Source organism: Chloracidobacterium sp. (assembly GCA_025057975.1).
Taxonomy (GTDB): Bacteria; Acidobacteriota; Blastocatellia; order Chloracidobacteriales; family Chloracidobacteriaceae; genus Chloracidobacterium.
In genome coordinates, this window is sequence record JANWUV010000012.1 from 93,879 (window position 1) to 118,952 (window position 25,074).

The following is a 25,074-nucleotide window of genomic DNA, read 5'->3' on the forward strand; positions in this document are numbered from 1 at the left end:
CACACTCGCCGCCCCTACCCGCCGGGCGTGCGGCACTCAAAAAAATACTTGACAGTAAGTAACTAAGATTTTTATATTACCGGCAGGCTAAGAAAAACGGCCGGTGCCGCACAAACGAGGTTGGTTATGCGACAAGATCAGTTCACTCTACGTGCTCAGGAAGCCATCGCGGCGGCGGTGACGCTCGCCCAGACGCGACAGCACCCACAGGTCGAGCCGGAACACCTGCTGGCCGCCCTGCTGGAACAGCCGGAAGGCATCGCCAAGCCGATTTTTGAAAAAATCGGTGTCGCCGTCCCGCGCCTGTTCAAGGAAACACAGGCGGCGCTGGCCAAGTTGCCGCAAGCGAGCGGCGGCGAGCGATATTTTTCAGGACGTACGTCCACGCTCTTCGTCAACGCCCGCAAGGAAGCCGACAAACTTCAGGACGCCTACATCAGCACCGAGCACTTGCTGCTGGCGATGGTGGAGGACAAGGAAAGCGTCGCCGGACGCCTCCTGCGTCAGGAGGGCGTGACCCGCGACGCCTTGCTCAAGGTCATCGGCGAGCTGCGCGGCAATGAACGGATCGTGGATCAGGACCCGGAATCCAAGTACCAGTCACTCCAGAAATATGGGCGTGATTTGACGGAACTGGCGCGCGCCGGCAAGCTCGACCCGGTCATCGGCCGCGACGACGAAATCCGCCGTGTCGTTCAGGTGTTGTCGCGGCGGACAAAGAACAATCCGGTTCTCATTGGTGAGCCGGGCGTTGGTAAAACAGCGATTGTTGAAGGACTTGCCATGCGGATCGTCTCCGGCGACGTACCGGAGTCGCTCAAGAATAAGCGGCTAGTGGCGCTTGACTTGGGCGCAATGCTGGCCGGCGCGAAGTATCGCGGCGAATTTGAAGACCGCCTCAAAGCCGTCCTCAAGGAGGTCGTTCGTTCCAACGGCGAAATCATTCTCTTCATTGACGAGTTGCACACGCTGGTCGGTGCAGGCGCGAGCGAGGGCGCGTTGGACGCCTCCAACATGCTCAAGCCAGCGCTGGCGCGCGGTGAACTCCACTGCGTCGGCGCGACGACGCTGAACGAGTACAAAAAGTATATCGAAAAGGACGCCGCGCTCGAACGCCGTTTCCAGCCGGTTTACGTTCCCGAACCGTCAGTTGAGGACACTATCGCCATCCTGCGCGGCCTGAAGGAACGGTATGAAGTCCACCACGGCGTTCGCATCAAGGACGCCGCCATTGTCGCGGCGGCGACCTTGTCGAATCGCTACATCGCCGACCGGTTCCTGCCGGACAAGGCGATTGACCTCATTGATGAAGCGGCGTCGCGCCTGCGCATCGAGATTGACAGTCTGCCGACGGAGATTGACGAAATCGAGCGCGACATTATGCAGCGCGAGATTGAACGGCAGGCGCTGCAACGCGAGGACGACCCGGCGTCCCGCGAACGCCGGGCCAAGATTGAACAGGAAATCGCCGAGCTGCGCGAACGCAGCGCCGCTCTCAAGGCGCGCTGGACCAGTGAAAAACAAATTATTGAAGCCATCCGCGCCGACAAGGAAAAGCTTGAGGAACTCAAGGTTCAGGCCGAACAGTACGAGCGCGTGGGCGACTACGCCAAAGTGGCGGAAATCCGCTATGGCTCGATGAATGAGGTGCGGCGACGCATCGAAGCCAACCGGGCTAAGCTCGTCGAGTTGCAGTCAGCCGGCGCGATGCTCAAGGAGGAAGTGGACGAAGCCGATGTCGCGCTCGTCATCGCCAAGTGGACGGGTATCCCAGTCGCCAAGATGTTGGAAAGCGAGGTGCAGAAGCTCATCCAGATGGAAGCCCGCTTGGGGCAGCGCGTCATCGGGCAAGAAACCGCTTTGAAGGCGGTAGCAAACGCCGTCCGCCGGGCGCGGGCCGGTCTGCAGGATCCGAACCGTCCGATTGGCTCCTTCATCTTCCTCGGACCGACCGGTGTTGGAAAGACCGAAACGGCGCGGGCGCTGGCCGAGTTTCTGTTCGATGATGAACAGGCGATGGTACGGCTGGACATGTCGGAGTACATGGAAAAGCACACTGTCGCCCGGCTCATCGGCGCGCCGCCAGGTTACGTCGGCTACGACGAAGGTGGACAGTTGACCGAGGCCATCCGGCGGCGGCCATACTCCGTTATCCTGCTCGATGAAATCGAAAAAGCGCACCCGGATGTTTTCAATGTCCTGCTCCAAGTGCTTGACGACGGCCGGCTGACAGACGGCAAAGGCCGCACCGTGGATTTCAAGAATACGGTCATCATCATGACCTCGAACATTGGTAGCGGTGAAATTCTTGACTGGGGCGGCGATCCCGAAACCGACGAGGAAGTTCGGCAGCGGGTGATGCAACTCCTGCGTGGGGTGTTCAAGCCAGAGTTCCTCAACCGCGTGGATGAAATCGTTATCTTCCATCCGCTCGGCCGGCGGCATCTGCACCGGATTATCGAAATTCAGCTCGCACGGTTGCAGGCGATGCTAGCCGACCGGCACATCACCTTGGAGCTGACCGATCTGGCGAAGGATTTGCTCGCCAGCGAAGGGTTCGATCCCACGTACGGCGCGCGCCCGCTCAAGCGCGCAATCCAGAACCTGCTTCAGAACCCGCTGGCGATGAAGTTGCTCGACGGTTCCATCGTGGATGGGCAAACCGTACGAGTGGATGTCGACGAAACCGGCGATGGGTTCACCTTTACACCGGTACAGGCGGTCGCAGCTAACGCGACCGCCGAGACCACTGTTCGGTGAGTGTCCATTGCCTAAACCCCAACCGGCCAGAACATATTTAGGAGGTACGAAGCCATGACGATGCTGCAACGTTTTGATCCGTTCCGTGACCTTATGACGCTGCAAAATCGGATAAACGCCCTGTTTAGCGAAGTCGGCCTGTTGCCTCGGATGACCAACGACAGCGAAGCGGCCGCAATGTGGTCGCCAGCGGTGGACATCTACGAAACAGATAAGGAAATTGTCCTCAAGGCGGAGCTGCCGGATGTCAAGCAGGAGGATATTCGCGTCAGTGTGGACAACAACCGCTTGTCTTTGACCGGTGAGCGGAAGTTCGAGTCTGAAGTGAAACGTGAAAACTACCACCGCATTGAGCGTTCGTACGGCAGCTTTGCACGCACTTTCTCCTTGCCGCCTACGGTTGACCAAGACAACATTCGGGCGGAATACAAACATGGTGTCCTGACGATTTTCCTGCCGAAGCGTGAAGTGGCGCAGGGGCGCAGCATCAACATTCAGGTCAGCTAGGACGCGGCTTTGCGCAAGGTTGCGTTTCTGCGTTCAACTCAACGGTGAACCCACGTTGGGTTCACCGTTGGCTTGAGCGGCAGGTTTGTACATAACCCTAGGGAGACAAACAGGTAAGATGAGCGACGAACCACGCGAAACAACGGACGCTGCCGGCCCAACCATACAGGTGACGGACAAACGTCGTCTGTTTATGGACGCCGAGGCAGTTACGGATGCGCCGACCGAAGCTGTACCGGAGACGCCCGCGGAGCCGCCGTCCGCACCGTCGCCTGATCTCCACCAGCTCCAGATGCAGCTTGAGGAGCGCCAGATGCAGCTTGAGGAGCGCGAGGCGCAAATCGCGCGGCTGCGCGCGCAAGTCGTTGAGTTCGAGGCTAAGGTTCAAGAGGAGTTGCGCGAGACGCGCCGCCGGCTGGAGCGTACCGTTGAGCAACGGGTGCTGAGCGCTCGGCAAGCGTTGCTTGAAGATTGGCTGGCGGTGTTTGACAATTTGGACTTAATGTTGGCCGGGGCCGATAAGGCAACCCGCGAGGACCTGCTGACCGGTCTGGCCGCCATGCAGCGACTGCTGATCCAAGCGCTGCAACGCCACGACATAGAACGCATCGAAGCCGTCGGTCAACCGTTTGACCCGGAGCTGCACGAGGCGGTGGAGACGGCTGTAGTGGCGGCGGAACAGGATGGGCGAGTGGTGGCGCAGTCCCGCGCCGGCTACCGGCTGAGTGGGCGCTTGATTCGTCCGGCGCTGGTGACAGTGGGACGAGCCGAAAGCCCGTCGGCCGTACTTTCAGAAACGGAAATTCCGGCATAACATTGCGCAAAAGGGCTGTAGATGCGGCTGGTGCGTATGATATTCTCTGGCATACCTTCCCACGTCTGCGCTGCGTCTTCAAAGGCTATGGTCTGTTGGACGCGCATCATATAACAACAACTCACATCATCCTCACTGAGGCACGCTATGATGGACTTTGGCGATTTCGCAGACCGATTTTCTGAGAGCGGACAGCGCGTCATGCGCCGCGCCTATGAGGAATCAAAGAACCGCGAGCATAACTTTCTAGCGCCGGAGCATATTTTTCTCGCCTTGACGGAGGTCGAGCGGCCGCTGATGAATGAGATCATGCAAAGCCTCAATCTCGACCCGCAGGCGATCCGCAATGCGCTCGACGGGCGGTTGTCCATTCAGCGGCAGTTTGTCGGCAAGCGCATGAAACTGCATGAAGCGACGCGCGACATCCTCAACAAAGCCATGCGGCGGGCGCGGCAGAATGGACGACAGACAATTGATTCCACTGACCTGCTGATTTCGCTGTTTCAGGACGAAGATGGTGTGACAGCTTCCGTACTCCGGCAGTTCGGCGCCGACCCACGGGAAGTAATTGAACGTGTCGGCTCGCGCCTCAAGTCACGGGAGGAGCGCGAAGCGCGGCTCAATCGCAAGTTTGAGTTACCGCCTTACCTCAAGCACTTCGGGACGAGCCTCAACAAACTGGCTCGCGAAGGCAAGCTGCCACCGGTTATTGGACGCGAGCGTGAGATTCAGCAGATGATTGAAATCCTCTGCCACCGTGAGCGCGCCAACTCGCCGATTCTCATCGGCGAACCCGGCGTTGGGAAGACGGCGGTGGTCGAGGGATTGGCGCAGTGGATTGAACTGGAGCCGGAGCGCGTCCCACGGCGGTTGCGCAACGCCCACATCGTTTCGATGCAGATTTCAAACGTCGTCGCCGGAACGATGCTGCGTGGGATGTTTGAAGAGCGCATCCAAGGCCTCATCAACGAGGTCAAAGAGCGAGAAAACCTGATTCTGTTCATTGACGAAATTCACACCATTGTTGGCGCAGGGTCGGCGATGGGCGCAGCGGCCGATGCGGCGAATATGTTCAAGTCGGCGCTGGGGCGTGGTGAACTACGGATTATTGGCGCGACGACGGTAACGGAGTACAAGGAGTACATTGCCGAAGATGAGGCGCTGGCACGACGTTTCCGGACGGTCTTCATCGCTGAACCGAGCATCGAGGATACGCGCAAGATTTTACAGGGCATCCGGCCGCGACTGGAGCGAAACTACTCGGTGCACATTTCCGACGAGGCCCTTGAAACGGCGTTGGAGATGGCCCCGCGTTATATCCGCAGCCTGCATATGCCGGACAAGGTCATTGGGTGGTTGGACACGGCTGCGGTCAAGGTGGAAATCAACCAGCCGGACAATCCGACCGTGCTCAAGCACCACGTAATTGACGTGATCGCGCAGGAATCGCGTATTCCGCACGATATGATCTTCCGCGAAACGACCGAACGCTTCGCCAACATGGAGGCGGAGTTGGCCAAGCGCGTCATCGGTCAGCGGGAGGCGGTGGAAAGCGTTGCGCGGCGGTTGCGCCTCAACAAGGGGCCGCTCAAGGAAAACTTCTACAAGCCGGACGGCGTGCTGCTGTTTTTGGGTCCGACCGGCGTTGGTAAGACCGAACTGGCCAAGGCCGTCGCGGAGTTTATGTTCGGCGACGAGCATAAGATGATCCGCATCGACATGTCCGAGTACCAAGACGGCGTGGTGGCGGTTGAAAAGCTCATCGGCATGCCGCGCGGTATCGTTGGGTCGGAGCGCGGCGGCATTCTGACGGAACGCCTGCGTGACAACCCATACACGGTGCTGCTGCTGGATGAGATTGAGAAAGCGTCGCCGTACTTGCTCAACCTATTCCTGCAAGCCTTCGACGAGGGTTGGTTGACGGACGGACGCGGCAAGAAGGTGTATTTGTCCGACGCTATCGTCATCATGACCTCGAACCTTGGCAGCGAGAACTTCAAAAAGTATATGAAGCCGCTCGGCTTCGGTACGAAGTCGCTGGGCGACTTGAAGGAAATCAAGAACGAGGTCATGAAAGCGGCCGAAGCGCGCTTCTCGCCGGAGTTCCGTAACCGCATTGACGAAATCGTTGTCTTCTCCCCGTTGACGCAGGACGAGGTGCGCCAGATTGCCGTGCTGTACCTCAACAAAATCGAGCGTCAAATGGCCAAGTATGGGAAGACTCTGCATGTGACGGAGCAGGCGATTGACCAACTGGTTCAACTGGGCTTCAGCCCGGCTTATGGGGCGCGTTTCCTCAAGCGGACGATTGATGAGAAGGTCAAACTGCCGATCACGCTTCAGTGGAACGCGGCGAACGCCTTCAAGGTGGATGCGCGCGATGGGCAGGTAATCGTGACAGAAGAGCGGTCCGAAATGACACCGGCGACCTTCTCGGTCAATTAGAAGCGGCCTGCCAAACGAACTTGTGGAGGGCGCAGACCGACCAAACATCGCGTCTGCGCCCTCTACTTTTTTATGAAGCGCCACCGCCTAGGTGATGCTACTGTGAGACTGAAACTGGAGTACTTGAGCGCCTGCTGGGCGCAGGCGAGTGCGTCCCTCCATCCTCGGCAGCGGCGGCGGAAGCGGAATGATGCACGGTCGGCCATGGCGCGGGTGCGGCGTCACCGATACCTCCAGCCCGAACACCCCCTGAATCCGCTCCGGGGTCAGTACGTCCTCCGGGCGGCCTTCCGCCGCGATGCGGCCGCGATCAAGCAAAACAACGTGATCGGCCGCGTACGCTGCAAGGTTCAGATCGTGAACAACCACAATCACGCCCACGCCGTCTTGTGCGAGTCGCCGCGCAATCGCCATAGCTTCATACTGGTGCGCCAAATCAAGGCTGGCTGTCGGCTCATCCAGCAGCAGCCAGCGCGCCGCGCCGTCGGGCAAGGCTTCCCAAATTTGCGCCAGCGCCCGCGCAAACTGGACGCGCTGCTGCTCGCCGACCGAAAGCGACGGGTAGCGTTGCGACGCCAGATGCTCAACGCCGGTTTGCTGCATCGCCTGCCGTGCAACGGTGATGTCATGCGGGGTCTCATGCAGTACGACGTGCGGCGCGCGGCCAAGCAGAACCACCTCAAACGCCGTAAACGGAAACGCCAAGGACGACGTTTGCGGCAGTACAGCCCGCCGCCGCGCACGCTCGATGAGCGACCAACCATCCAGCGGGCGGCCGTCCAGATACACTCCGCCCTGCGTTGGTTGCAGGTCGCCGGACAGCGTCTTGAGCAGCGTGGATTTGCCGGCACCGTTCGGGCCAAGCAGGGCCGTCACTTCGCCCGGCGCGAGCGTCAGCGAGACATCGTCCAGCAGGCAGCGCCCGCCCAGAATGACGCTGATCCGACGCGCTTCAAGCATCATGACCGGAATCCCCGCTCGCGCAGCAAAAGCCACAGAAAGCACGGCGCGCCTAAGCTTGCCGTCACGACGCCCAGCGGCATTTCCGCCGGACTCACGATCGTCCGCGCCAGCAAATCCGCCAAGACGACCAGACACGCGCCAAGGAGCGCCGCGCCCGGCAATAGCGTCCGATGACTTGGCCCAGCCGCCAGCCGAATGAGATGCGGTGCCACCAGACCAATGAAACCAATGATGCCCGCGAAGGCGACAGCCGAACCGACGATGAGCGTCGCCGCCAGCATCGCCGTTCGGGTGATGGTGGTGACATCAAAACCAAGGTGCCGCGCTTCCGCCTCGCCAAGCAGCAGGGCGTCAAGCGGTCGCGCCAGCCGTCCGAGCAGCGCCATCGCCGGAATCGCGGGCAGGGCGACGATGGCCAGATTGACCCATGAGGCCGCGCCCAGACTGCCCAAACTCCAGAAAGTCACGCTCCGTAGCTGGTCGTCGGTCGCCGCGAAAATGAGCGCCCCGCGCAAAGCTTCCGTCAGCATCGCCAACGCAATGCCCGCCAGCAGCAAAAGCCCTACGGAAAGCGTCCCTTCACGCCGCGCCAGACGATAAACCGCATAGACCGCCAAGCTTCCGCCAAGAAAGGCGGCGATTGGCAGTTGATACACCGCCGGCACGCCGCCGGCCTTGCCGAACAACCAGCCGTTGGCGCGGATGCACAGCACCGCCGCCAGCGCCGCGCCGCTGGAAACGCCAATGATGCCGGGGTCGGCCAGCGGATTCCGAAAAACGCCCTGCATTGCCGCGCCCGCCATCGCCAACCCCGCGCCAATCAGCGCGCCGAACAACACGCGCGGGAGGCGAATCGTTAGCAGGACGGCGCGCTGTTGCTCCGTAAAAGGCACGCCAAGGTCAAGGCCGAGCCGGTCGGCGATGATGGCCACACTCTGGATCGGTGTGATGGCGACCGCGCCGACGCCGGACGCGAACAACACGCTCACGACCAGCGCGACGGCCAACCCACCGATGAGCCACCTACCCGTGGCTCGTATTGCCTGCGGATGCGTAGCCAAGACGTTGACGGCGGCCATCATGCGCTCACTTTTGGGGATGCAGCAGGCGAGCCAGCTCAAGAACGCCCTGCCCGGTACGCGGGCCGAAGCCCAGCAGAAGCAAGTCGTCTACAGCGACAATCCGCTGGTTGCGTCCAGCGGGGGTCTGCTTGACGCCCGGCATCGCCAACACGCCCGCGACGCCGCCGGAGCTTTGCAGCCCGCGTGACGGGAGCAGGATGACATCCGGGGCCGCGGCGACCACTGCCTCGGCCGTCAACGGCTTGTAGCCTTCAAAATCAAAGGCGTTGACGCCGCCGGCCAAGCGAATCATTTCCGCCGCCGCCGTATCGCGTCCGGCGACGTTGGCCGCGCCCTGCCCGCGAGCGTAAATGAACATCACCTTGGGTTTTTCAGCGCGTCCGGCCAGATAGGCCTGCGCCTGCACGAGGTCGGCGTCCAGCCGCCGAATCAGCTCTTCGCCCTGCGGTTGGCGGTCGAGCGCCTGCGCGACAGCCCGAATCTTGCGCTTGACGCCCTCGATTGAAGCCTCGGCGGGGACGGTCAGAACCGGCGTCCCACTTGCGCGCAACTGCGCCAGCGCGTCGGGCGGCCCGGCTTCCGGCAGCGTGAGCACCAAACTCGGCCGCAGCGACAAGACGCCTTCCGCCGACAACGCCCGGACGTACCCCACCTGCGGCAGCTTCGTGGCGGCTTCCGGGTAAAGGCTCGACGCATCGCACCCGACTAGCGCCCCTTCCGCGCCAAGGGCATAGACGATTTCCGTCACCGAGCCGCCGGCGGCGACCACCCGCGAGACATCCGTAATCGCCACCGGCCGCCCGTTGGCGTCCATCACCGTCCGCGCTGCCGCCTGCGTCGCGGTTTCGCGGCGACAGCCGCCGCCGAACATGAGGGCGAGGGCAAGCCCTGCGAAGCCTACGGCCTTCCAGAAGTTCTTCGTTGTCATGACGCCTTGTAAGCCTTCCGAATGTAGGCGCGTCGCCTGTTGACGCCGCGCCGCCGAATGAGAACGAACAAGAAAAAACGTCGGGGCCGAGTTGCGAAGTACGCGACCTGACCAACCTATACCCCGTCCGCGCCCCGACGGTCGCGCGGGCCTCAGGAGTTGTTTACCTGCGCGACAAAACCCATCAATCCAAACCCGCTCAAACTCGCGTCAATCGCTCGCACAGTTCGGCCCAGAACGCCGACGGCGGCTCGCCTTCCTTGCGCTTGGCATGGAGGATGGCGACCTGTTCGCCCGCCGCGTCAAAAAACTCCACGCCGGTGACGACGCCGCGAACCGTCGGCTTTCTGACCACCCAGGCGCTCGCAATCTGCGGTTCATGGACATGCAGGTTGAAGCCGTCGTCCAGTACGTTGAGCCATTCGCCGATGAGCTTGACGTTGTGAATCGGGCCGCTGTGAATCTGAATGCAGCCCGGATTGCCGACGAAAACCATGAGGTTTTCCTTAGCCGCCGCCGCCTCTTCCAGAATGCGCGCAAAGCTGTCGGGACGAACGCGCCAGGCCATCTCCGGGTCGGCCAGCCGAAGCGCCTGCGTACGGCTCAACTTGAAGCGGTGCGTCAGGCGGATGAAGTCATGCGTATCCTTGAGTTCGCGCCACGCCCGCCGAAATCCCTCAACGTCCACTTCGGCGTCGGGAATTTCAGTGGGCGGCGGCGGCGGCGTGACGCCTTGCTCACGACGCTGATCGGGAGCGGCAAAGCGGTTGGTCAGCTCATCAAACGCCGCAACGTTGCTTGCTTCGCGCAGGAAGGTCTTGTGGACGGCTGTCCCCGCCGCGTCAAAGAACTGAAAGCTCCTCCGCAGGCCGCGCGGGGACTCCTCCCGGACGGCGAACCCCATCGCCCAGCGGTCGAGGAAGAGCCGCAAGTCAATCCCGCTGTCAAGCACTTGCCCCATCCGCGTGTGACCGCTGAAAATTTCGACATTCCGGTACTGACCGTCCTTTTCGATTACCACTGCGTCATTGCGCGTCAGCGCCATAACGGGGCCGAGCGCTTCAAGCCGCTGGATGAAATCGCCCCAGTCGGCACTCAAGCGCGTCACCGTCGTACCGCAGCCGAGCGCCACCAGTTGGGCTTCACTGACGCCGAGCTTCGTCGCGGCGTCACGGATACGCAGTTTGGGTTCGGATTGACGCAACAAAGCCCATCGCTGGGCGATGTCTTCAGCGGTATAGCCGGCGTCGGTGGTTGGTTCGGTCGCTGGGTTTGGGGCTGTCATCGTTTGATTTCTCCTTCAATTTGTCAGGTCTGGATACAACACGTACGCCGGCGGTTTTTACATATCGCCGTCGTCGCCGATGGCTTCCACCGGACAGGATTCCATGGCTTCCAAGCACAACTCGCGCTCCTCCTCATTTTCCGGCTGGCGCAAAACATAGGAATACGCTCCCCGGTCGTTGCGAGCAAAAATATCCGGCGCTATCGAGCGACATACGTCGCAGTCAATGCACTGGGCGTCCACATAGAACGGGCCTTCAGCGTTTTCCGGGAATCGCTCACGAAGGTTGGCCATCGTCGTCGCCTCAGTCAGTTTTGATGTTTGAGGGGATCAGTTTCGCAACAGCGACGCAGCGTCTCGGCGAAACCGACGCTGCTGAGGCCGTAGTGGACGGCGCACTCGTTAACGCACCTGACAAAATGTCGAAACTGCTCCGGCGAAAACGTGTAGTGCGCGCCGCCGATGACAAGGTGAAAGTTCCCACAGTCCAAGCACAACCACATGCGCGCCGGGACGGGCACGGCGTCCGGGTCATCCGGCAGGCGAAAGAGCGATTTGATGTCCATACGAAGACCTCGCTAAAAGAACCGCAGACGCAGACCCGCCACAAAAGCGCGACCGCGCGCCGGCGCGTCAAAGAGCGAAAACAAATCCTGATAGAAGCGATTGCCCACGTTTTCGACGCCGAGCGTCACCGCCACGCCGTAGCGTTCCCAATCAAAGTTGACGCCGCCGCGCAGGTCATGCACGGTGAAGCCCAGCCGCGCCGTCCCCGGCTGAGCGTAGAGGCTTCCCGGCGGCAGGCGGCGCTGCGTGGTGACAATCCGCGCCCGATGTTCCATCCAGTAGCGATTGGTCACTGAATTCCAGCGCGTCCCCAGCACGGCCTTGACGGGCACGATGGGGAAGTTGAACGGGTCAACCGGCTGGTTCGCCCGTACGTCGTCGCCGCGCGTCACGCTCACATTCCCCAGCAGGGTGACAAACGACGACCTGAAGGCTTCCGGCAATCGGAAAGGCGCTTCAAAATCAGCTTCAATCCCTTGAATGCGAATCTTTCCAAGATTTTGGCGCTGGAGAACCGTCAGTGGAGCGCCGCCGGGGATTGGGTTCGGAATCGGAGCAAGGCCCGGCACGGGCGTGCCGAAGTTGCCGATGAAGTTGTTGTAGTTGTTTCGGAAGTAGGTCAACGACCCCGAAAACCGCGTGAAGCGAACCTTTGCGCCGACATCGAGATTGACGCCGGTTTCAGGCCTCAAATCCGGGTTGGGAATCGTCACGCTGCGCGTCGTCGGGCTGATGGTATGCGACGCGCCTGCGTTGTAGCGGTCGAAAATGTTCGGCTCGCGGTAGCTGCGCGCCAGCCGCGCCACCAAGCTGACGGACTGAATCGGGTTGACGACAATGCCGCCCGAACCCGTCACGGCGACGTTTGTGTGGCGGAGCGATTCGAGGCCGCTGATGCCGGCCGTGCCGCGCGGCACGATGTTGAAAATGTCATAGCTCGGCGTATCCAACGCCCGCGAGCTGTAGCGATCCACCCGCAAACCACCGATGAGCCGAACGTAGCGGCTGGGGATGAACTCGTCCTGCACGAAGAAGGCGATGTCCTGAAAGTTGGCGTTGGGCACGTCGCGGCGCGGCTGGTTGTTGCGAAGCGTCCGTAGAAAGTCGCCGTCGGTACGGACGCGAGCCGCCTGCGCTTGCGCCTGCGCCGGCGTCAGACCGCCGGGCGGCGTCGGCAGCGTGCCGCGAATCACGATGCGGTCGTCGGCGCTGGTGTCGCGGTAGAAGCTTACGCCCGCCGTGACGACGTGATTGCGGAACGGCGTCAAAACCACCTGCCCGTCGAACCCGCCCGTGGTCGGATTGATTTGCCGGTCGGTTACTTGAAACAGCGCCGGCAGGGCGCGCACGGTTACTTGGTCGCGCCGCTGCTGCCACTGGTAGTAGCCGCTTGCCTGAACGCTCGCCACCACCGGCGACAACTCGCGCGCGACGAAGCCGAAGTTGACCTTGTCGCGCTTGCTGAACAGAAAGTTGAACGTGGCCTGCAAGGGGTACTGGTAGGGCGCGGCGTCGAGTCGCTCGTAGCTCGACCGAACGAACATCTGTTCGGTGAAGAAGAAGCGTCCTTCGGCGCGGGTGGCGTTGGTTCGATAGGCTGAACCCGTCACGAGGCGCGTCGCGGTGTTGAACTGAGGCGTCACCGAAGCGTAGCCGGCCTCGACGGGGCCGCCGGCCGTGTAATCGCTGAAGTTTTCAAACGACTGCCTCACGCGGGCGGTAAACCGGCGCGTCGCCAGATTCAAGCTCCCGCCGTAGCGCCCGCCGGGGCCGTTCGCGGTGACGAACGGATCAAAGACGCCGCTGACGCGAACGCCGCCGTCCGTCGTCGCGGGCGGACGGGTAATGAAGTTGACCGTGCCGCCGAGAGCTTCCGTGCCGTAGAGCACTGATCCCGCCCCGCGCATGACCTCAACCGCCTGAAGCGAGCCGACATCCACCAGCCCGGTTTCAACGCCGTTGCCGACGTGGCTCGTCGGCGTGCGGCCGTGGTTGAGGCGCTCGCCGTCCACCAGAACAAGCACTCGGTTGCCTTCCAGCCCGCGAATGATGGGACGGGTGAGAAAGCTTTGGGATTGGGTGTACGCGCCGGGCAAATCGCGGAGAATATCGGCGGCCGTACCGGGCAGACGCTCCTGAAGCTGCCGTTCCGTAACCACCGACACGGCTTCGGGCGTGGTCATCGTATCCCGAACGGCGCGACTGGCGGTGACGGTCACGATTTCCTGAATGGTTCCGGGGACAAGCGTCACCGTATCAAGCGCGAGGCTGGGCGCGTTCAGCCGAAACTCCAGAACGGCGTCGGAAAAGCCGCTGCGAGCGATGCGCGCTTGATAGGAGCCGAAGGGCAGGTCGTTGAGCGAAAACGTCCCATCGGCCGCGGTCAGGACGGCGCGCGTCGCGCCGGACGCGATGTTGCGCGCCAGAACGCTCGCTTCCGCCACCGGCGCGCCCTGCGTATCCACGACCTTGCCGGTCAAGGTCCCGCGCTCCTCGGCCTGCGCGCCGCCGCTGATCATTCCAATCATCATCCAAGTCAGGGCGACCCGGAGCGCCGGGCGAATCCGTCGCCGGGCCGGAGAAAACCACGTAGCTGTCATCTTTGAAACACTCCTATCCGTTGCGCCGGCGGGCGTCGCGCCGCCGGGTGTCACAGCTTTGTTTCGGACGGCGCGTCGGGTAGAGTGCCTCGGCGCTTGCCATCCTTTCCCGTGGGTGGGACTGCGCGTTGGAAGCCTCCCGCGTTGCCGCGCAGGAGGCTTCATTACTTGAGAGGTGAGGATTTACGGTGGCATCGCTGTTCCGCAAATGAAAATGATTTTCAGATTGATACCATCTTTCGTCACAAGGCAGGGTGTGTCAAGTCTTTTTGGAGTACAACCGCCGGCAAGTTCTTTGTAGAAAGCGCCTCTTTGGAAGGGATGACTTATGGATGCAAGGCGGCGAGGTCGTCAGCGACGCAGCTGGACGGTTCGACTTGAGGAAAAGCTGCGCCGCGCCGACAAACTGTGTGTCACTGGGATGTACAGGGATTGACAGGCCGACAAAGGACAGGATGAGGGCAAAGACGCTGTGGAGCGGATTGCGCAGGAAAAGCGCGCTGTGTCACCTCCCGGCGCAGCGAGAACCATCTGCGTCCGCGTCGCCTCTGCTTGAGTGGGGCAACAGAGGTGGAATCCGGATTATTCAGCGCGTACCGGAATGTCCGCCCGAAAAAGCGTGAAGCGGGGCATCGTCTGAGCTGCAGATATCGCCCCGCGTCGTCACAAAGCGGCGGAACGCCGCCGCACGCCAAACGCTTGACGCCGCTTCCGAACCGAGTATTGCCCCGTCAGGATGGAAAGCGCACCTGAGCAGTTTTCAGGGAACATAGCGCCATAGCACCGGTCTGGCAGGGGATGGCAATTCCTTACCCACCCTGCCGAGGGCGAGAAGGGGCTTTGTCGTCTTGCTGCGTGGGCTTAGGCGGCTCAAAAGCGATGTTACTGACTGTGACGCGCCATCACCTTGAGCCGGGGGCTGCTGTTTTCTTGCGCGGTCTGCTTTGCCTGACACGCCGTGACCACTTCTCACCCCCGGCCAGCGGGTTGACTCGCAACAGGCGCTAGTTCCGCCACCAATCTGGTCGCTCAAAACGACGCTCGTTGTCAGGGTTGCTCTGCGGCTGGGCAGGCAACGGGTCCGACGCCGGCGGCACTGTCCAACGGGTCTGAAATACGCCATTCCCTGCTGTCCCGGCAATCAGGAGCGTTTTTCCATCCGGCGACCAGACAATGCTCCCGTTAGACGTAGGCAAGCGCATGTTTGTCGGCGTCATTCGCCAACGCTTGACTTCCCAGACGGTCGCCGTCGCGGCACCTATTTCTCCGCCCCAGGCCGCTAGATGTTTTCCGTCAGGCGACCAAGCGATGCGCCGCACGATGCCGGTGTGGTCAAGGCGCATGGGCGACGGCTTTTTTTGAAACTCCCAGACCAGAACTTCACCGTGTTCACGCCGCTCGTCCCAGTTGCCGGCGGCAAGGTGGCGCCCGTCGGGCGACCACGCGACGCACGTAACCACATTCGCCCCGCCCGGCCGCGACACTTCGCGCCAGTCGCCGGTTGCCCAGATAATGACTTCGCCGCGCCGGTCATCGCCGTTGCGCGTCGCCATGCGTTTACCGTCGGGCGACCAAGCGATGTCGGTGACAGGGGAGGCATGGTTGAGCCGCGCCGCCGGCGTTTTCGTCGTCACATCCCAAACAACAACTTCGCCGCTCTGAATCCCACTCCCGGCGGCCAGATAGCGTCCGTCAGGCGACCAAGCGACACTCCACACAATGTCGGTATGAGGCAGACGCATTGCCTCCGTCCATGTTTTGGTTTCGCGGACAACGACTTCGCCCTCTTGTTCGTCCCCGCCACCGGAGGCGAGGAATTGACCGTCCGGCGACCAAGCGACGCTCGTCACCGGGGCATCATCGGCAAGCAGCCGCATTGACGGTTGCAGCGGAACGCCACGCCGAAAGGCTTCCTCCCGCGCTCTCACCTGAGCCTCAGTCATCACCGGACTAACGCTGACCACATTTCCGCGTCCGAGCGCCAGCTGCGCACCGTCGGGCGACATCGCCAGACCAACCGGCAGTGCTTGAGCCTGTGCGTCTTCGGCGCCCGTAACGACTGGACCGATTTGGATTGTTTGCCCCAACGCTTCCAGTCCTATCCCGCCGCTCATTGCCGCCCACAGGGCAAGCCACGCGGCTTTCTTGCCGACCTGTTGTTTGATCATCTTGGCGCTCCTTGTTGGAAGACGGCGAAGTTTAGATAACCATAACACCTTCCGCCGACTTGACGGGTATTTTGCCGCTTGGCGACGGCGTTACAGGTTCATCTCAATGTTGAAGAAACGTCGGTACACCCCAAAGAATGTCCCAAACTGCGGCGCACCCGTGTTGGCGAAGACGTTGCGCGGGTTGAAGTGATTGGTGAGGTTGAAAATGTTGACCGTGACGTTGACAGCCTCGACATCAATCTTCCGTCCGAACACGCCGCGCCGCACCCACTGCGGCAGACGAATTTTCTTCGTCACCGCTAAGTCAACCGCCATAAAGTGCGGATACCGCGTTGTATCGGCGTTCCGGCGACCGACGAAGTTCTGCGCCTCGTCCACGACGCTGTAGGGAAACCCGGTTCGCCATTCAAAAATCGGCGCAAGCGTCCAGTCGCCCGGCAGCCCAAACACGCCCCGCGCAAAAAACCGATGTGGCGCGTCAATCGGCGCGTTCCCAAACTGATTCGGCCGGATGATCGGATTCGGCGTGTCGCCGAAGTACGAAATCAGGTCATTGAGTTCGGCGCGCGCCTTGCTCCGCACATAGGAGACGACGAACGTATGGCGCGGCGTGAGCTTGACATCCGCCGTGGCTTCCAGCGCGCGGTACGTCGCTCGTCCGGTGTTGAACAGGCGAATGACGCCCGCCGCGCCGCGCGGTTCCGGCTCAACGTAGAAGTCATTGAACGTGCGGCTGTCAAGGTAGGCTAGTTTAGCCAGCACGCGGCGTGAGAGCCGCTGCGCCAGCTCGACGCGAAATGAGCGGTTGTAGGGCACGCGGTAGCGCCCATCGGCGCGCGCCAAATCAAGCGTCCACGAGCGCGTCAGCGTCGGCGTCACGCCGTCGGCGGCGAACGTCGTCGCCGTCGGTTGGGGCATTTGCCGGAACGCCAACGCATTGAGCAACACCTTGTCGTAAAACAGCCCGAAGCCCGCCCGCAACACCGTGTTGTTTGTGCCGCCCGGCGCGTACGACAGCGCTACGCGCGGCGCGAGGTTGAGCTGCGCCGCCGCCTGCTGAGTTTCTACACGCAGACCGTAATCAAGCTGCAAGTTCGGGCGAATGAGCCACTGGTCCTGCGCGTAACCGGCAACCTCGATGTTGGAGGCGCGCAAGTCGCCGCGCGTGGCGTACGTGATGCGTTCAGCAAGCGAGCCGTCGGCACGCCGCACTTCCACCGGACGGTTGACGACCCAGCCGCGATTACACGCGGCGCTGAGGTCTGCGCCGAACTTGATCTGGTGCAATCCCCCGGCGTTGAACGCCGCCAAGGCCGTGGAAAACTGAAGCTGTCCGCGTTCAGTTGTTCGGTCGGTCTGACTAAAGAAGTTGCCCGTTCGGCCAAAGGGCGTCAGAGCGAAGGGCGCGTCACCCTTACCGAAAACGTCCACGCCGATGCGCTTGTAGTTGACGCGCGTTTCACTTATCGAGCCGCCCGCGCCAGCGTAGCGATGCACGCCCGCAAAGGCCAAATCAAGCGTTCGGCGATTGGCTGACGCCGGTACAGGGTTGAAGAAATCAAGGTCAACATTGCGCAGCAACTGACGCGCAGCGTTCGCCGTGACTGTCAGCGTTTGGCGGTCGGACAGCACAACATCGAACTGACTGAAGCTGCGGAAGGCGTGCTTGCGGATTTCGTTGTCGGGGCTGGCCAGACCACGGACGACAGCCTTATCCACAATGACTTCCAGCGCCTGCGCCAGAAACGCCCGGTCGCGGACGAGCGGCCCTGTGATGGTTGCGCGCGGCGACACGTTGGCAAAGCCGAAAATTTTGCCGTAGCGAGCGCGTAGCGACGGGAAGAAGTCATAGACGCTGTACGTCCATTTGTTGCCGCCGGGCTTGGTTTCCAGCCGTTTGACGCCGCTGGTGAACTTGCCGTACTCCGGCAGATACGGGTTCGTGAAGACCTCCGCCCGCTGGAGGGCTTCGAGCGGGATTTCGACTTGAAAGCGTCCGGTCGCCGGATCGTTGCTGAGGCTACCGTTGACCAAAACGGCGGCTTGGTCTTCGCGTGCGCCTTTGATACTGGTGCGGCCGTCGTTGGAACGGATGACGTTCGGGACAGGTGGGAACGAGGTGAGAATATCGCGCCCGCGTGACGGCAGGATGCGAATTTCGGCGGGCGTTAGGGCGGCGGCGGCGTTTGCGCCTTGCGCGACAAGCGGCGCTTCTTGGTCGCCGCGCACCTCGACGACTTCGCCTCCGGCAGGGCTGAGTTCGATAGGCTGCTCGACGAAGACGCCGGACTCGACCGTGTAATGTTCGTCAGTGAGCGTCGTGTAGCCGGGCGCAGTGATGGTCAGCGTGTAGTCGCCGCTGGGCGCGTTTGTGAAGACAGCTTTGCCGTCGCCGTCGGTAGTTTGGGTAAGCGTTCGCGCGCCGGGAGCTTTGGTTTTGGGCGTCAGGGTGACGACAGCGTTGCGAATGGGTCGCTGCGTAGCGCCGTCGGTCACGACCAACGACACCACACTGGCCTGTTGCGCGAGGGCGAGCAAGGGGACGCCGACCAGCAGTCCCAGCCACAGCAAACAGCTCTGGTAGGTTTTCACCATCAAACAAGCGCCTCCTTTCGGTTGGAGACCGAACATGGGCGAAGGGATGCGCCCCCGTGTCAAGACGTTACCTTGCGCCACGCGAATCGGGCGTGACTTTTCAAACGCCTCCCCAAGGCGCACAGCTTCCAGACCACCGGCTGAAGTTTTGTGCCTTCGGGGCTAAGCCGTCGCGGCCGCTATTTGTTCACGGACGGCGCGCAGCCGCGCACAGGAGCGTTCCCGTCCAATCAGGGCAAAGACCTCGAACATGCTCGGCCCGACGCTTTGCCCGGTCAGCGCCGTGCGCGCCGCGTTGATGAACAGTCCCGCCTTGGCGCCCTTGGTTTCAGCGAACGCCCGGAGCGCGGCCTCCACCGTTTCTGGTTTCCAGTCTTCCACCTGCTCCAGTGCGTCGGCGAGTTCCGGCAACCAGTCTGTCAGGCGTGGATCCCGCAGGTTTTTCTTCACGGCTTCGGGATCGAACTCGAAAACGTCGTCAAAGTACGGTCGTCCGTAGGTGACGAAATCCGTCAGTGTACGGAAGCGTTCCCGAATAACTTCCACTGTCCGGGCGAACCAAGCACGGCCGGCGCCTTCCGCGAACTCGGCTTTCCACAAACCGGCGGCTTCCAGCTGCGCCTGCACCATCGGCAGTAGTCGGTCAAGCGGCATCGTTTTGAGGTATTCGGCGTTCATCCACAGCGCCTTGGGGTCGGTAAATTGGCGCGGGTCGGACAGGGGCTGATCGGCCGGCGGCAGGTTGAAGATGCCGTTCGTCCGGCTGACCTGCGCGAAGTCGAACGCCGCGATCATCTCGTCGCGCGAAAGGATTTCACGGTCGTCGCCGGGCGACCAGCCGATGAGCGCAATGGCGTTGAGGAAGGCGTCGGGGATAAAGCCGCGTTCTTGGTAAAACCGCACCGTCGCCCCCTCGCCGTGTCTGCGCTTGGACAGCTTGGCGCGTTTGCCGTCCAGAATAAGCGGTAGGTGCGCGAAGGTCGGCTCGGCGACGCCCAGCGCCCGGTAGATGAGCAACTGCTTGGGGGTATTCGCCAGTCCGTCCTGCCCACGGATGACGTGGGTGATGCGTTCGGCGATGTCGTCCGCCGCATTGCTAAGGATGTAGAGCGGCGAGCCGTCCGAACGCAGCAGGGCGAAATCTTCAATGTCGGCATACCGCTTGGTTTGTTCGCCATGTACGAGGTCGTGGAACGTCACGGCGCCGTCCGTACGCGGGACACGAAACCGAACCACATAGGGCGTCCCTTGCGCGTCAAGCCGCGCTTCTTCCTCTGGCGACAGCTCTCGTCCGCGAAACACGAAGGCGGTTTTCGCTGCTTCGGACGCGCGCCGCAGGGCGTCAAGTTCTTCTTTGGTTTCGTAGGACTTGTAGGCGTGTCCGCTCGCCAGCAGGCGTTCGGCTAGTCGGCGGTGTTCGGCGAGGCGTTCGGATTGGAAGTACGGCCCTTCGTCCCAGTCGAGGCCGAGCCAGCGCAGGCCGTCGAGAATGGTCGCCACGGCTTCGGGGGTTGAGCGTTCGCGGTCAGTGTCTTCGATGCGCAGGATAAAGACGCCGCCATGTTTGCGGGCGAAGAGCCAGTTGAAGAGCGCCGTTCGCGCGCCGCCGATGTGCAGGTAGCCGGTTGGCGACGGGGCGAAGCGAACGCGAATGCCGTTGGTCATCGGTTGTTCAACATCCTTGCCAAAAGTGTTCCGGCATGCCGCCGATTTTTAGGTAGCCTATCAAGGGTGCGCGCCGCCGCCAAAGGTTGGTCGCCTAGTCTGTCGGCAGGGCAGTCACCCATCCGTTGCGTTGACCGGCAGGCAAGGCTAGCATCCACTTCTGGTACCACCCCGCTGAAGAAGCACCTTCATGGCACTTGGCGTTACAGAAGACATTACAGAACTGATTGGCAACACGCCGCTATTGCACCTACGTTCGGTTGTGCCGCCCGGCGCGGCCAACGTCTATGCCAAGCTGGAGTATCTCAACCCCGGTGGTAGCATCAAGGACCGAGCGGCGTTGGGGTTGATTACCGACGCCGAGCGGCGCGGTTTGCTCAAGCCCGGCGCGACGATTATTGAGCCGACGGCCGGCAACACGGGCGTTGGTCTGGCGCTGATTGGGCGGAGGCGTGGTTATCGCGTCATTTTGTGCGTCCCGGAAGGCTACAGTCGTGAAAAGATGCAGGTGGCGGAGGCGTTGGGCGGCACGCTGGTGTACACGCCCTATGAGGAGGGCATTCCCGGCGCGATTCGCAAGGCGCTGGAGTTGGCTGAATCCATCCCAAACGCCTTTGTGCCACAGCAGTTCAGCAATCCAGCGAACCCGCACATTCACTATTTGACGACCGGCGCGGAAATCTACGAGCAACTTGGCGGTAAAGTGGACGGTCTAGCGATTGGCTGCGGTACGGCTGGGACCTTTTCCGGCGTCGCCCGCTACATCCGCGAGCGCAACCCACGGGCGGTGTGTATCGCCGTTGAGACGGAAGGGTCGGTGCTGGGCGGCGGGCAACCCGGCCCGCACAAGGTTGAGGGTATCGGCACGAGTTTCGTTCCGGAGAACTTCCATCGTGAGTTGTGCGATGAGATTGTCGCCGTGACTGACCGGGACGCCTTTAGGATGGTACGCCGCTTGGCTGCTGAAGAAGGTGTGTTGTGCGGCGGCTCGGCCGGCGCGAACGCTTTTGCGGCCATTCAGTTAGCAGTACGCCTTGGAGAAGGGAAGAACGTCGTCACGGTTTTTCCCGACAGCGCAGAGCGTTACATGAGCAAGGGGATTTTTGACGAGGTTCCGTAGCGCGTGTGGGCGGACATTGCCGCAAGCGGGACATTGCCGAGCATGATCGGCACGCCGTCGTTTAGCGGGGTGAGAATGCGTTGCTGGCGGCAGTCCAACAGGTGTGAGTGAGGGAAACCTGCGATAGGTGAAGTGCGCGAAGCGCGCACAACCCCAAGCCGGCGAGGCCGCAAAGCGGTTTCCGCTCAAATGATAGGTTCTAAAGAGCAGCGCAACCGACAAACCCTCATTCATCAACTTGCACCCCTCCGCGTTCGTGGAGGGGCTACGAATGGCTAGCCCTCAGCAGTCCGAGCCCAACTGCACCCCTTTCGCATTGACTCCAAGCCGCAACGGCCGCGCTGAGCGACAGTGAACGCCAAGAACACCAAGATTGCCGCCGCCGTCCGCTGAAGCTTTCTGTTAGGCTACGTCTGCCCACGCGCACCGAGTGACTTTCATAAAACGCCCAGTTTTTTCAGCGCAGCCCGGACCTCCTTTTCGTCGAACCCTACCCCGCGCCAGACAACCTTGCCGTCCGCATCGAGAAGATAGTTGGTCGGGTAGGCTATGACGCGATACTCGTTCAATACAGGGTCTTTTGTCCCCTGCTCGGTTTCCTGGCTCATGCCTATGAGGAATGTGAACTTGTTGTCTTTGACGTATTTCAAAATCGTCTCAGGCGAGTCATTGAAGTTGATAGCCACCACCTCAAGGCCTTTGTCCTTGAGTTCGTCATAGAGCTTTTGCAGTTTGGGAAACTCCTCCCGGCACGGCGCACAGCCATAAAACCAGAAGTTGACCAAGACCGCCTTCTTACCTTTCGACAACTCCTCTAGGCTAAGGCGCTCGCCGGTCGGCGTCGGCACAGTGAAGCGATAGGCCTTTTCGCCGACAGGGACGAGCTTGCCAGCGGGATCGGAGAGGTCGTAGAGGACTGCTTCCTTGGGCGGCGCGTAGGCGAAGCTATCGTCAGGCAGATACTCGTTGACTTTCACGTTCGTCAACACGGCGCCAAACGTAAGCGTCTTGTCTCCGAGCTTCATCTGCAACGCCGTGCGAGTGATGAGTTTGTTCGCCCCGATGTAGCATTTCAGGGTAAAGTCGTAAGGCTCGTCGCCGATGACCTCCACGACCTGATAGGTCTCCCCGTCTACTTTTTCCTTGCCCGCCAAGCGCGTCTCCTTGATGGACGGGTTGATGAAGCCTCGGAAGTCTGGGTCGAAGAATGTGCCGACGGGAATGTACAGGAAAGAAGCCAGACCCTTCCCGTTCGGGTCGGCGTCATTCTTCTGGTAGCGGTTCTTCGCCCTCTCCACCAGCCAGACATTCTTGCCGTCCGAAGCAATCGTGTAATTGAACGGCTCGCCTAGCTCGATGCGGGCAAGGTTAGGCTTCTTGAGCATCACCGTGCCGGGGGTTGTCGTGACTGGACCGCCGTCGGACTGGGTCAGCGTGATGTCGGCTAAAAGTGTCTTGGCCGACCGAGTAGCGACCGCGACTTCCTTCAGAAGCTTGTCGGCCTCACCATCAGCTCGTGCCGCTGCTGCACTCGCAACAAAGACAAGCGGAACAAAAACGACAAGCAGGATTTGGTTAGCGGCTTTCATTCTCACCTTGATTTGTTTTGTGGTAACGGGCGGCGGATGAGCCGCGCTTCACACAGCCCAAGCGTAGCGTCAACTTCCTTGATTCGCAGGTTAGGCCGCTGCAAGCGAAAACGAGTAGGCCTAACCTAACAGAACCCGGACGTGTCCCAATAGAGCAGGCTCTTGGAAGGCAATAATAGCTTGCTCGCTGCGGTCGAGAGACAGGTACGAGGCGACTGCTTTTTTCGCTTGAGTGGGGCAATACGCCGGTGTGCATTGCATCAACAGGTTTGGCGTGCGGCGGATAAACCACTATGTCTTCATCAGAGACGGCGCACTGACCGGCGGCTCAAGCCAGTACTTGTGCCTCGGCTTCACCAGCCGCGGTGTACCGGCCAGCCCTAACGAGCGTTGTCCGGGCTTCGTGCTGAAATATGATTGCGTGACCGTTGACAACCAGAGCAAAGCAGCCCTAAGTACGTCGGCCGCCTACGGGCGCTTTCCGCAGACGGCGTCCGTCTTCTCCACACAACCCTGAGTTGGTTACGCCATGAACCCCGGAACGATTGTCCGCTGCCGCAACCGCCATTGGGTGCTCTTGCCCAGTGAGCAGGACGAGGTCTTCCTGCTCCGGCCGCTCACCGGCGCAACCGACGAAGTCGTCGCCGTTCACAAGCGACTGGCCGACGTGCTCGGCGACGACTTGCCGGAAGAGCGCGTTCGCCCGGCGACGTTTCCGCCGCCGACGGGCGATGAGCTTGCCGACGCCGCCGGCGCGCGCCTCCTGTGGCAGGCGGCGCGACTGACGCTGCGCGAGGGCGCAACGCCGTTCCGGTCACTCGGACGCATCTCCATCCGCCCGCGCGTCTATCAATTCGTCCCGCTCCTGATGGCGCTGCGGCTCGACCCGGTGCGCCTGCTCATCGCTGATGACGTCGGTGTCGGTAAAACCATCGAGGCCCTTCTCATCGCCCGCGAGTTGCTGGATCGCGGCGAGATCAAAAGCTTGTGCGTCCTTTGCCCGCCGTACCTGTGCGACCAATGGCGACAGGAGTTGGCGCTCAAGTTCAACCTCGACGCCGTGGTCATCCGTTCCGGCACGATCAGTCAACTGGAACGCCGCAAGGTTGGAAGCGACAGCCTCTACCGCTACTACCCGCTTCAGGTCGCCAGCATTGACTTCCTCAAAAGCGACCGCCACAAGCATCAATTTCTGGCTCACTGCCCCGAACTCGTCATCGTGGATGAAGCGCATGGCGCAGCCGCCGCCGAAGCCGACCAGAACCGGCAACAACGCCACCAGCTCCTGCAGGAAATCGCCGCCGATCCCAACCGCCACCTCATCCTGCTGACCGCCACCCCGCACAGCGGCGTCGCGTCCGCGTTTCGCTCGCTGCTCGGTCTGCTCCGCCCCGAATTCGCCGAATGGGACGCCGCCGAACTCTCCGAGCCGCAACGCGAAGCCCTCGCCAAACACTTCGTGCAGCGAACCCGCCGGGACATCGAGCACGACTGGGAAGACAGAGCCTGCTTCCCAACACGGGAGACACATGATCTGACCTATCGGCTTTCCCGCCCATACCGCGAACTGTTTGACAAAACCTATGACTTCTGCGCCGAGATCGTGCGCGAGGGACGGCGACTTGAAGAGCGGCGGCGCCGCGTCCGCTACTGGGGCGCGCTGGCGCTGCTGCGCTGCGTGTTGTCCAGCCCGGCCGCCGCGGTCGCTGCGTTGGAAGCGCGCCGCCGGGGCGCTGAAAGCGACGGTGGGGCGGTAGAGGATGAGCCGGACTACCGACCGTTTGTGTCGGATGCGCTTGAGACGGGCGACGACGAGCAACCCACGCCGGCGGTGGCGGCCGCCGAAGCGACGCTTGCCGGAGCGGAGCGCCGCAAACTCGGCGAACTGGCGCGTCTGGCCGCAGCGCTCCGCGCCGGCAAGGACGACACGAAACTGGAAGCATGCGCCGCATCCGTCGCCGAAATGCTTCGGCAAGGCCGCCA

General features: G+C 61.7%; 17 protein-coding genes. 6 read left to right on the forward strand and 11 right to left on the reverse strand.

Annotation, left to right across the window (positions count from 1 at the left end; all coding sequences use genetic code 11):
* The first annotated feature begins 126 nt into the window (after positions 1-126).
* The 4 genes from clpB (at position 127) to NZ585_11545 (ending at position 6,526) form a co-directional block, all read left to right on the forward strand.
* Positions 127-2,760: an ATP-dependent chaperone ClpB gene (clpB, locus tag NZ585_11530; GenBank protein MCS7080658.1), complete on the forward strand. Its 2,634-nt coding sequence runs from the start codon at positions 127-129 to the stop codon at positions 2,758-2,760.
* 54 nt (positions 2,761-2,814) lie between these two features.
* Positions 2,815-3,267, forward strand: a complete 453-nt coding sequence (locus NZ585_11535; protein ID MCS7080659.1) for an Hsp20/alpha crystallin family protein — start codon at positions 2,815-2,817, stop codon at positions 3,265-3,267.
* Between the two features lie 118 nt (positions 3,268-3,385).
* Entirely contained in the window at positions 3,386-4,081 is a 696-nt protein-coding gene (locus NZ585_11540) for a nucleotide exchange factor GrpE (GenBank protein MCS7080660.1), read from the forward strand.
* A gap of 147 nt (positions 4,082-4,228) precedes the next feature.
* Positions 4,229-6,526, forward strand: a complete 2,298-nt coding sequence (locus NZ585_11545; GenBank protein MCS7080661.1) for an ATP-dependent Clp protease ATP-binding subunit — start codon at positions 4,229-4,231, stop codon at positions 6,524-6,526.
* Between the two features lie 87 nt (positions 6,527-6,613).
* Here the strand turns inward: NZ585_11545 and NZ585_11550 are convergent, their stop codons facing one another.
* The 10 genes from NZ585_11550 to gltX form a co-directional block, all read right to left on the reverse strand.
* Positions 6,614-7,489: a heme ABC transporter ATP-binding protein gene (locus NZ585_11550; GenBank protein ID MCS7080662.1), complete on the reverse strand. Its 876-nt coding sequence runs from the start codon at positions 7,487-7,489 to the stop codon at positions 6,614-6,616.
* Entirely contained in the window at positions 7,486-8,568 is a 1,083-nt protein-coding gene (locus NZ585_11555; protein ID MCS7080663.1) for an iron ABC transporter permease, read from the reverse strand. Before NZ585_11555 ends, NZ585_11550 begins: the two co-directional genes overlap by 4 nt.
* Before the next feature lie 7 nt (positions 8,569-8,575).
* Positions 8,576-9,499, reverse strand: a complete 924-nt coding sequence (locus NZ585_11560; GenBank protein ID MCS7080664.1) for an ABC transporter substrate-binding protein — start codon at positions 9,497-9,499, stop codon at positions 8,576-8,578.
* A gap of 199 nt (positions 9,500-9,698) precedes the next feature.
* Positions 9,699-10,784, reverse strand: a complete 1,086-nt coding sequence (locus NZ585_11565) for a hemin-degrading factor (GenBank protein MCS7080665.1) — start codon at positions 10,782-10,784, stop codon at positions 9,699-9,701.
* A gap of 57 nt (positions 10,785-10,841) precedes the next feature.
* Positions 10,842-11,078: a ferredoxin gene (locus NZ585_11570; GenBank protein ID MCS7080666.1), complete on the reverse strand. Its 237-nt coding sequence runs from the start codon at positions 11,076-11,078 to the stop codon at positions 10,842-10,844.
* Positions 11,079-11,092: 14 nt separating this feature from the next.
* Positions 11,093-11,350, reverse strand: coding sequence for a hypothetical protein (locus NZ585_11575; protein ID MCS7080667.1), 258 nt, complete (start codon positions 11,348-11,350; stop codon positions 11,093-11,095).
* A gap of 12 nt (positions 11,351-11,362) precedes the next feature.
* A complete protein-coding gene (locus NZ585_11580; protein ID MCS7080668.1) occupies positions 11,363-13,951 on the reverse strand; it encodes a TonB-dependent receptor in 2,589 nt (862 codons plus the stop codon).
* A gap of 1,004 nt (positions 13,952-14,955) precedes the next feature.
* Complete coding sequence (locus tag NZ585_11585) at positions 14,956-16,119, reverse strand: hypothetical protein (protein ID MCS7080669.1); 1,164 nt, start codon at positions 16,117-16,119, stop codon at positions 14,956-14,958.
* 90 nt (positions 16,120-16,209) lie between these two features.
* Positions 16,210-18,717 (reverse strand): carboxypeptidase regulatory-like domain-containing protein, encoded by a 2,508-nt coding sequence (locus NZ585_11590; GenBank protein MCS7080670.1) that lies wholly within the window; start codon positions 18,715-18,717, stop codon positions 16,210-16,212.
* A 162-nt stretch (positions 18,718-18,879) separates the two neighbouring features.
* Entirely contained in the window at positions 18,880-20,382 is a 1,503-nt protein-coding gene (gltX, locus tag NZ585_11595) for a glutamate--tRNA ligase (protein ID MCS7080671.1), read from the reverse strand.
* Positions 20,383-20,572: 190 nt separating this feature from the next.
* Between gltX and NZ585_11600 the strand changes: the two genes are divergently transcribed.
* Positions 20,573-21,502 carry a cysteine synthase family protein gene (locus tag NZ585_11600; protein ID MCS7080672.1) on the forward strand — a complete coding sequence of 310 codons (930 nt, stop codon included), beginning with the start codon at positions 20,573-20,575 and terminating at the stop codon, positions 21,500-21,502.
* Positions 21,503-21,939: 437 nt separating this feature from the next.
* Here NZ585_11600 and NZ585_11605 read toward each other — a convergent pair whose 3' ends face one another.
* Complete coding sequence (locus NZ585_11605) at positions 21,940-23,091, reverse strand: redoxin domain-containing protein (protein MCS7080673.1); 1,152 nt, start codon at positions 23,089-23,091, stop codon at positions 21,940-21,942.
* A 529-nt stretch (positions 23,092-23,620) separates the two neighbouring features.
* On the opposite strand from NZ585_11605, the gene NZ585_11610 reads away from it, so the two are divergent.
* A partial coding sequence (locus NZ585_11610) for a DEAD/DEAH box helicase (GenBank protein ID MCS7080674.1) occupies positions 23,621-25,074 on the forward strand: 1,454 nt, incomplete at its 3' end.

Bases quoted from the DNA above. Each gene is read 5' to 3' on its own strand.
- clpB (MCS7080658.1), top strand. From the start codon at position 127: ATGCGACAAGATCAGTTCACTCTACGTGCTCAGGAAGCCATCGCGGCG.
- NZ585_11535 (MCS7080659.1), top strand. From the start codon at position 2,815: ATGACGATGCTGCAACGTTTTGATCCGTTCCGTGACCTTATGACGCTG.
- NZ585_11540 (MCS7080660.1), top strand. From the start codon at position 3,386: ATGAGCGACGAACCACGCGAAACAACGGACGCTGCCGGCCCAACCATA.
- NZ585_11545 (MCS7080661.1), top strand. From the start codon at position 4,229: ATGATGGACTTTGGCGATTTCGCAGACCGATTTTCTGAGAGCGGACAG.
- NZ585_11550 (MCS7080662.1), bottom strand. From the start codon at position 7,489: ATGATGCTTGAAGCGCGTCGGATCAGCGTCATTCTGGGCGGGCGCTGC.
- NZ585_11555 (MCS7080663.1), bottom strand. From the start codon at position 8,568: ATGGCCGCCGTCAACGTCTTGGCTACGCATCCGCAGGCAATACGAGCC.
- NZ585_11560 (MCS7080664.1), bottom strand. From the start codon at position 9,499: ATGACAACGAAGAACTTCTGGAAGGCCGTAGGCTTCGCAGGGCTTGCC.
- NZ585_11565 (MCS7080665.1), bottom strand. From the start codon at position 10,784: ATGACAGCCCCAAACCCAGCGACCGAACCAACCACCGACGCCGGCTAT.
- NZ585_11570 (MCS7080666.1), bottom strand. From the start codon at position 11,078: ATGGCCAACCTTCGTGAGCGATTCCCGGAAAACGCTGAAGGCCCGTTC.
- NZ585_11575 (MCS7080667.1), bottom strand. From the start codon at position 11,350: ATGGACATCAAATCGCTCTTTCGCCTGCCGGATGACCCGGACGCCGTG.
- NZ585_11580 (MCS7080668.1), bottom strand. From the start codon at position 13,951: ATGACAGCTACGTGGTTTTCTCCGGCCCGGCGACGGATTCGCCCGGCG.
- NZ585_11585 (MCS7080669.1), bottom strand. From the start codon at position 16,119: ATGATCAAACAACAGGTCGGCAAGAAAGCCGCGTGGCTTGCCCTGTGG.
- NZ585_11590 (MCS7080670.1), bottom strand. From the start codon at position 18,717: ATGGTGAAAACCTACCAGAGCTGTTTGCTGTGGCTGGGACTGCTGGTC.
- gltX (MCS7080671.1), bottom strand. From the start codon at position 20,382: ATGACCAACGGCATTCGCGTTCGCTTCGCCCCGTCGCCAACCGGCTAC.
- NZ585_11600 (MCS7080672.1), top strand. From the start codon at position 20,573: ATGGCACTTGGCGTTACAGAAGACATTACAGAACTGATTGGCAACACG.
- NZ585_11605 (MCS7080673.1), bottom strand. From the start codon at position 23,091: ATGAAAGCCGCTAACCAAATCCTGCTTGTCGTTTTTGTTCCGCTTGTC.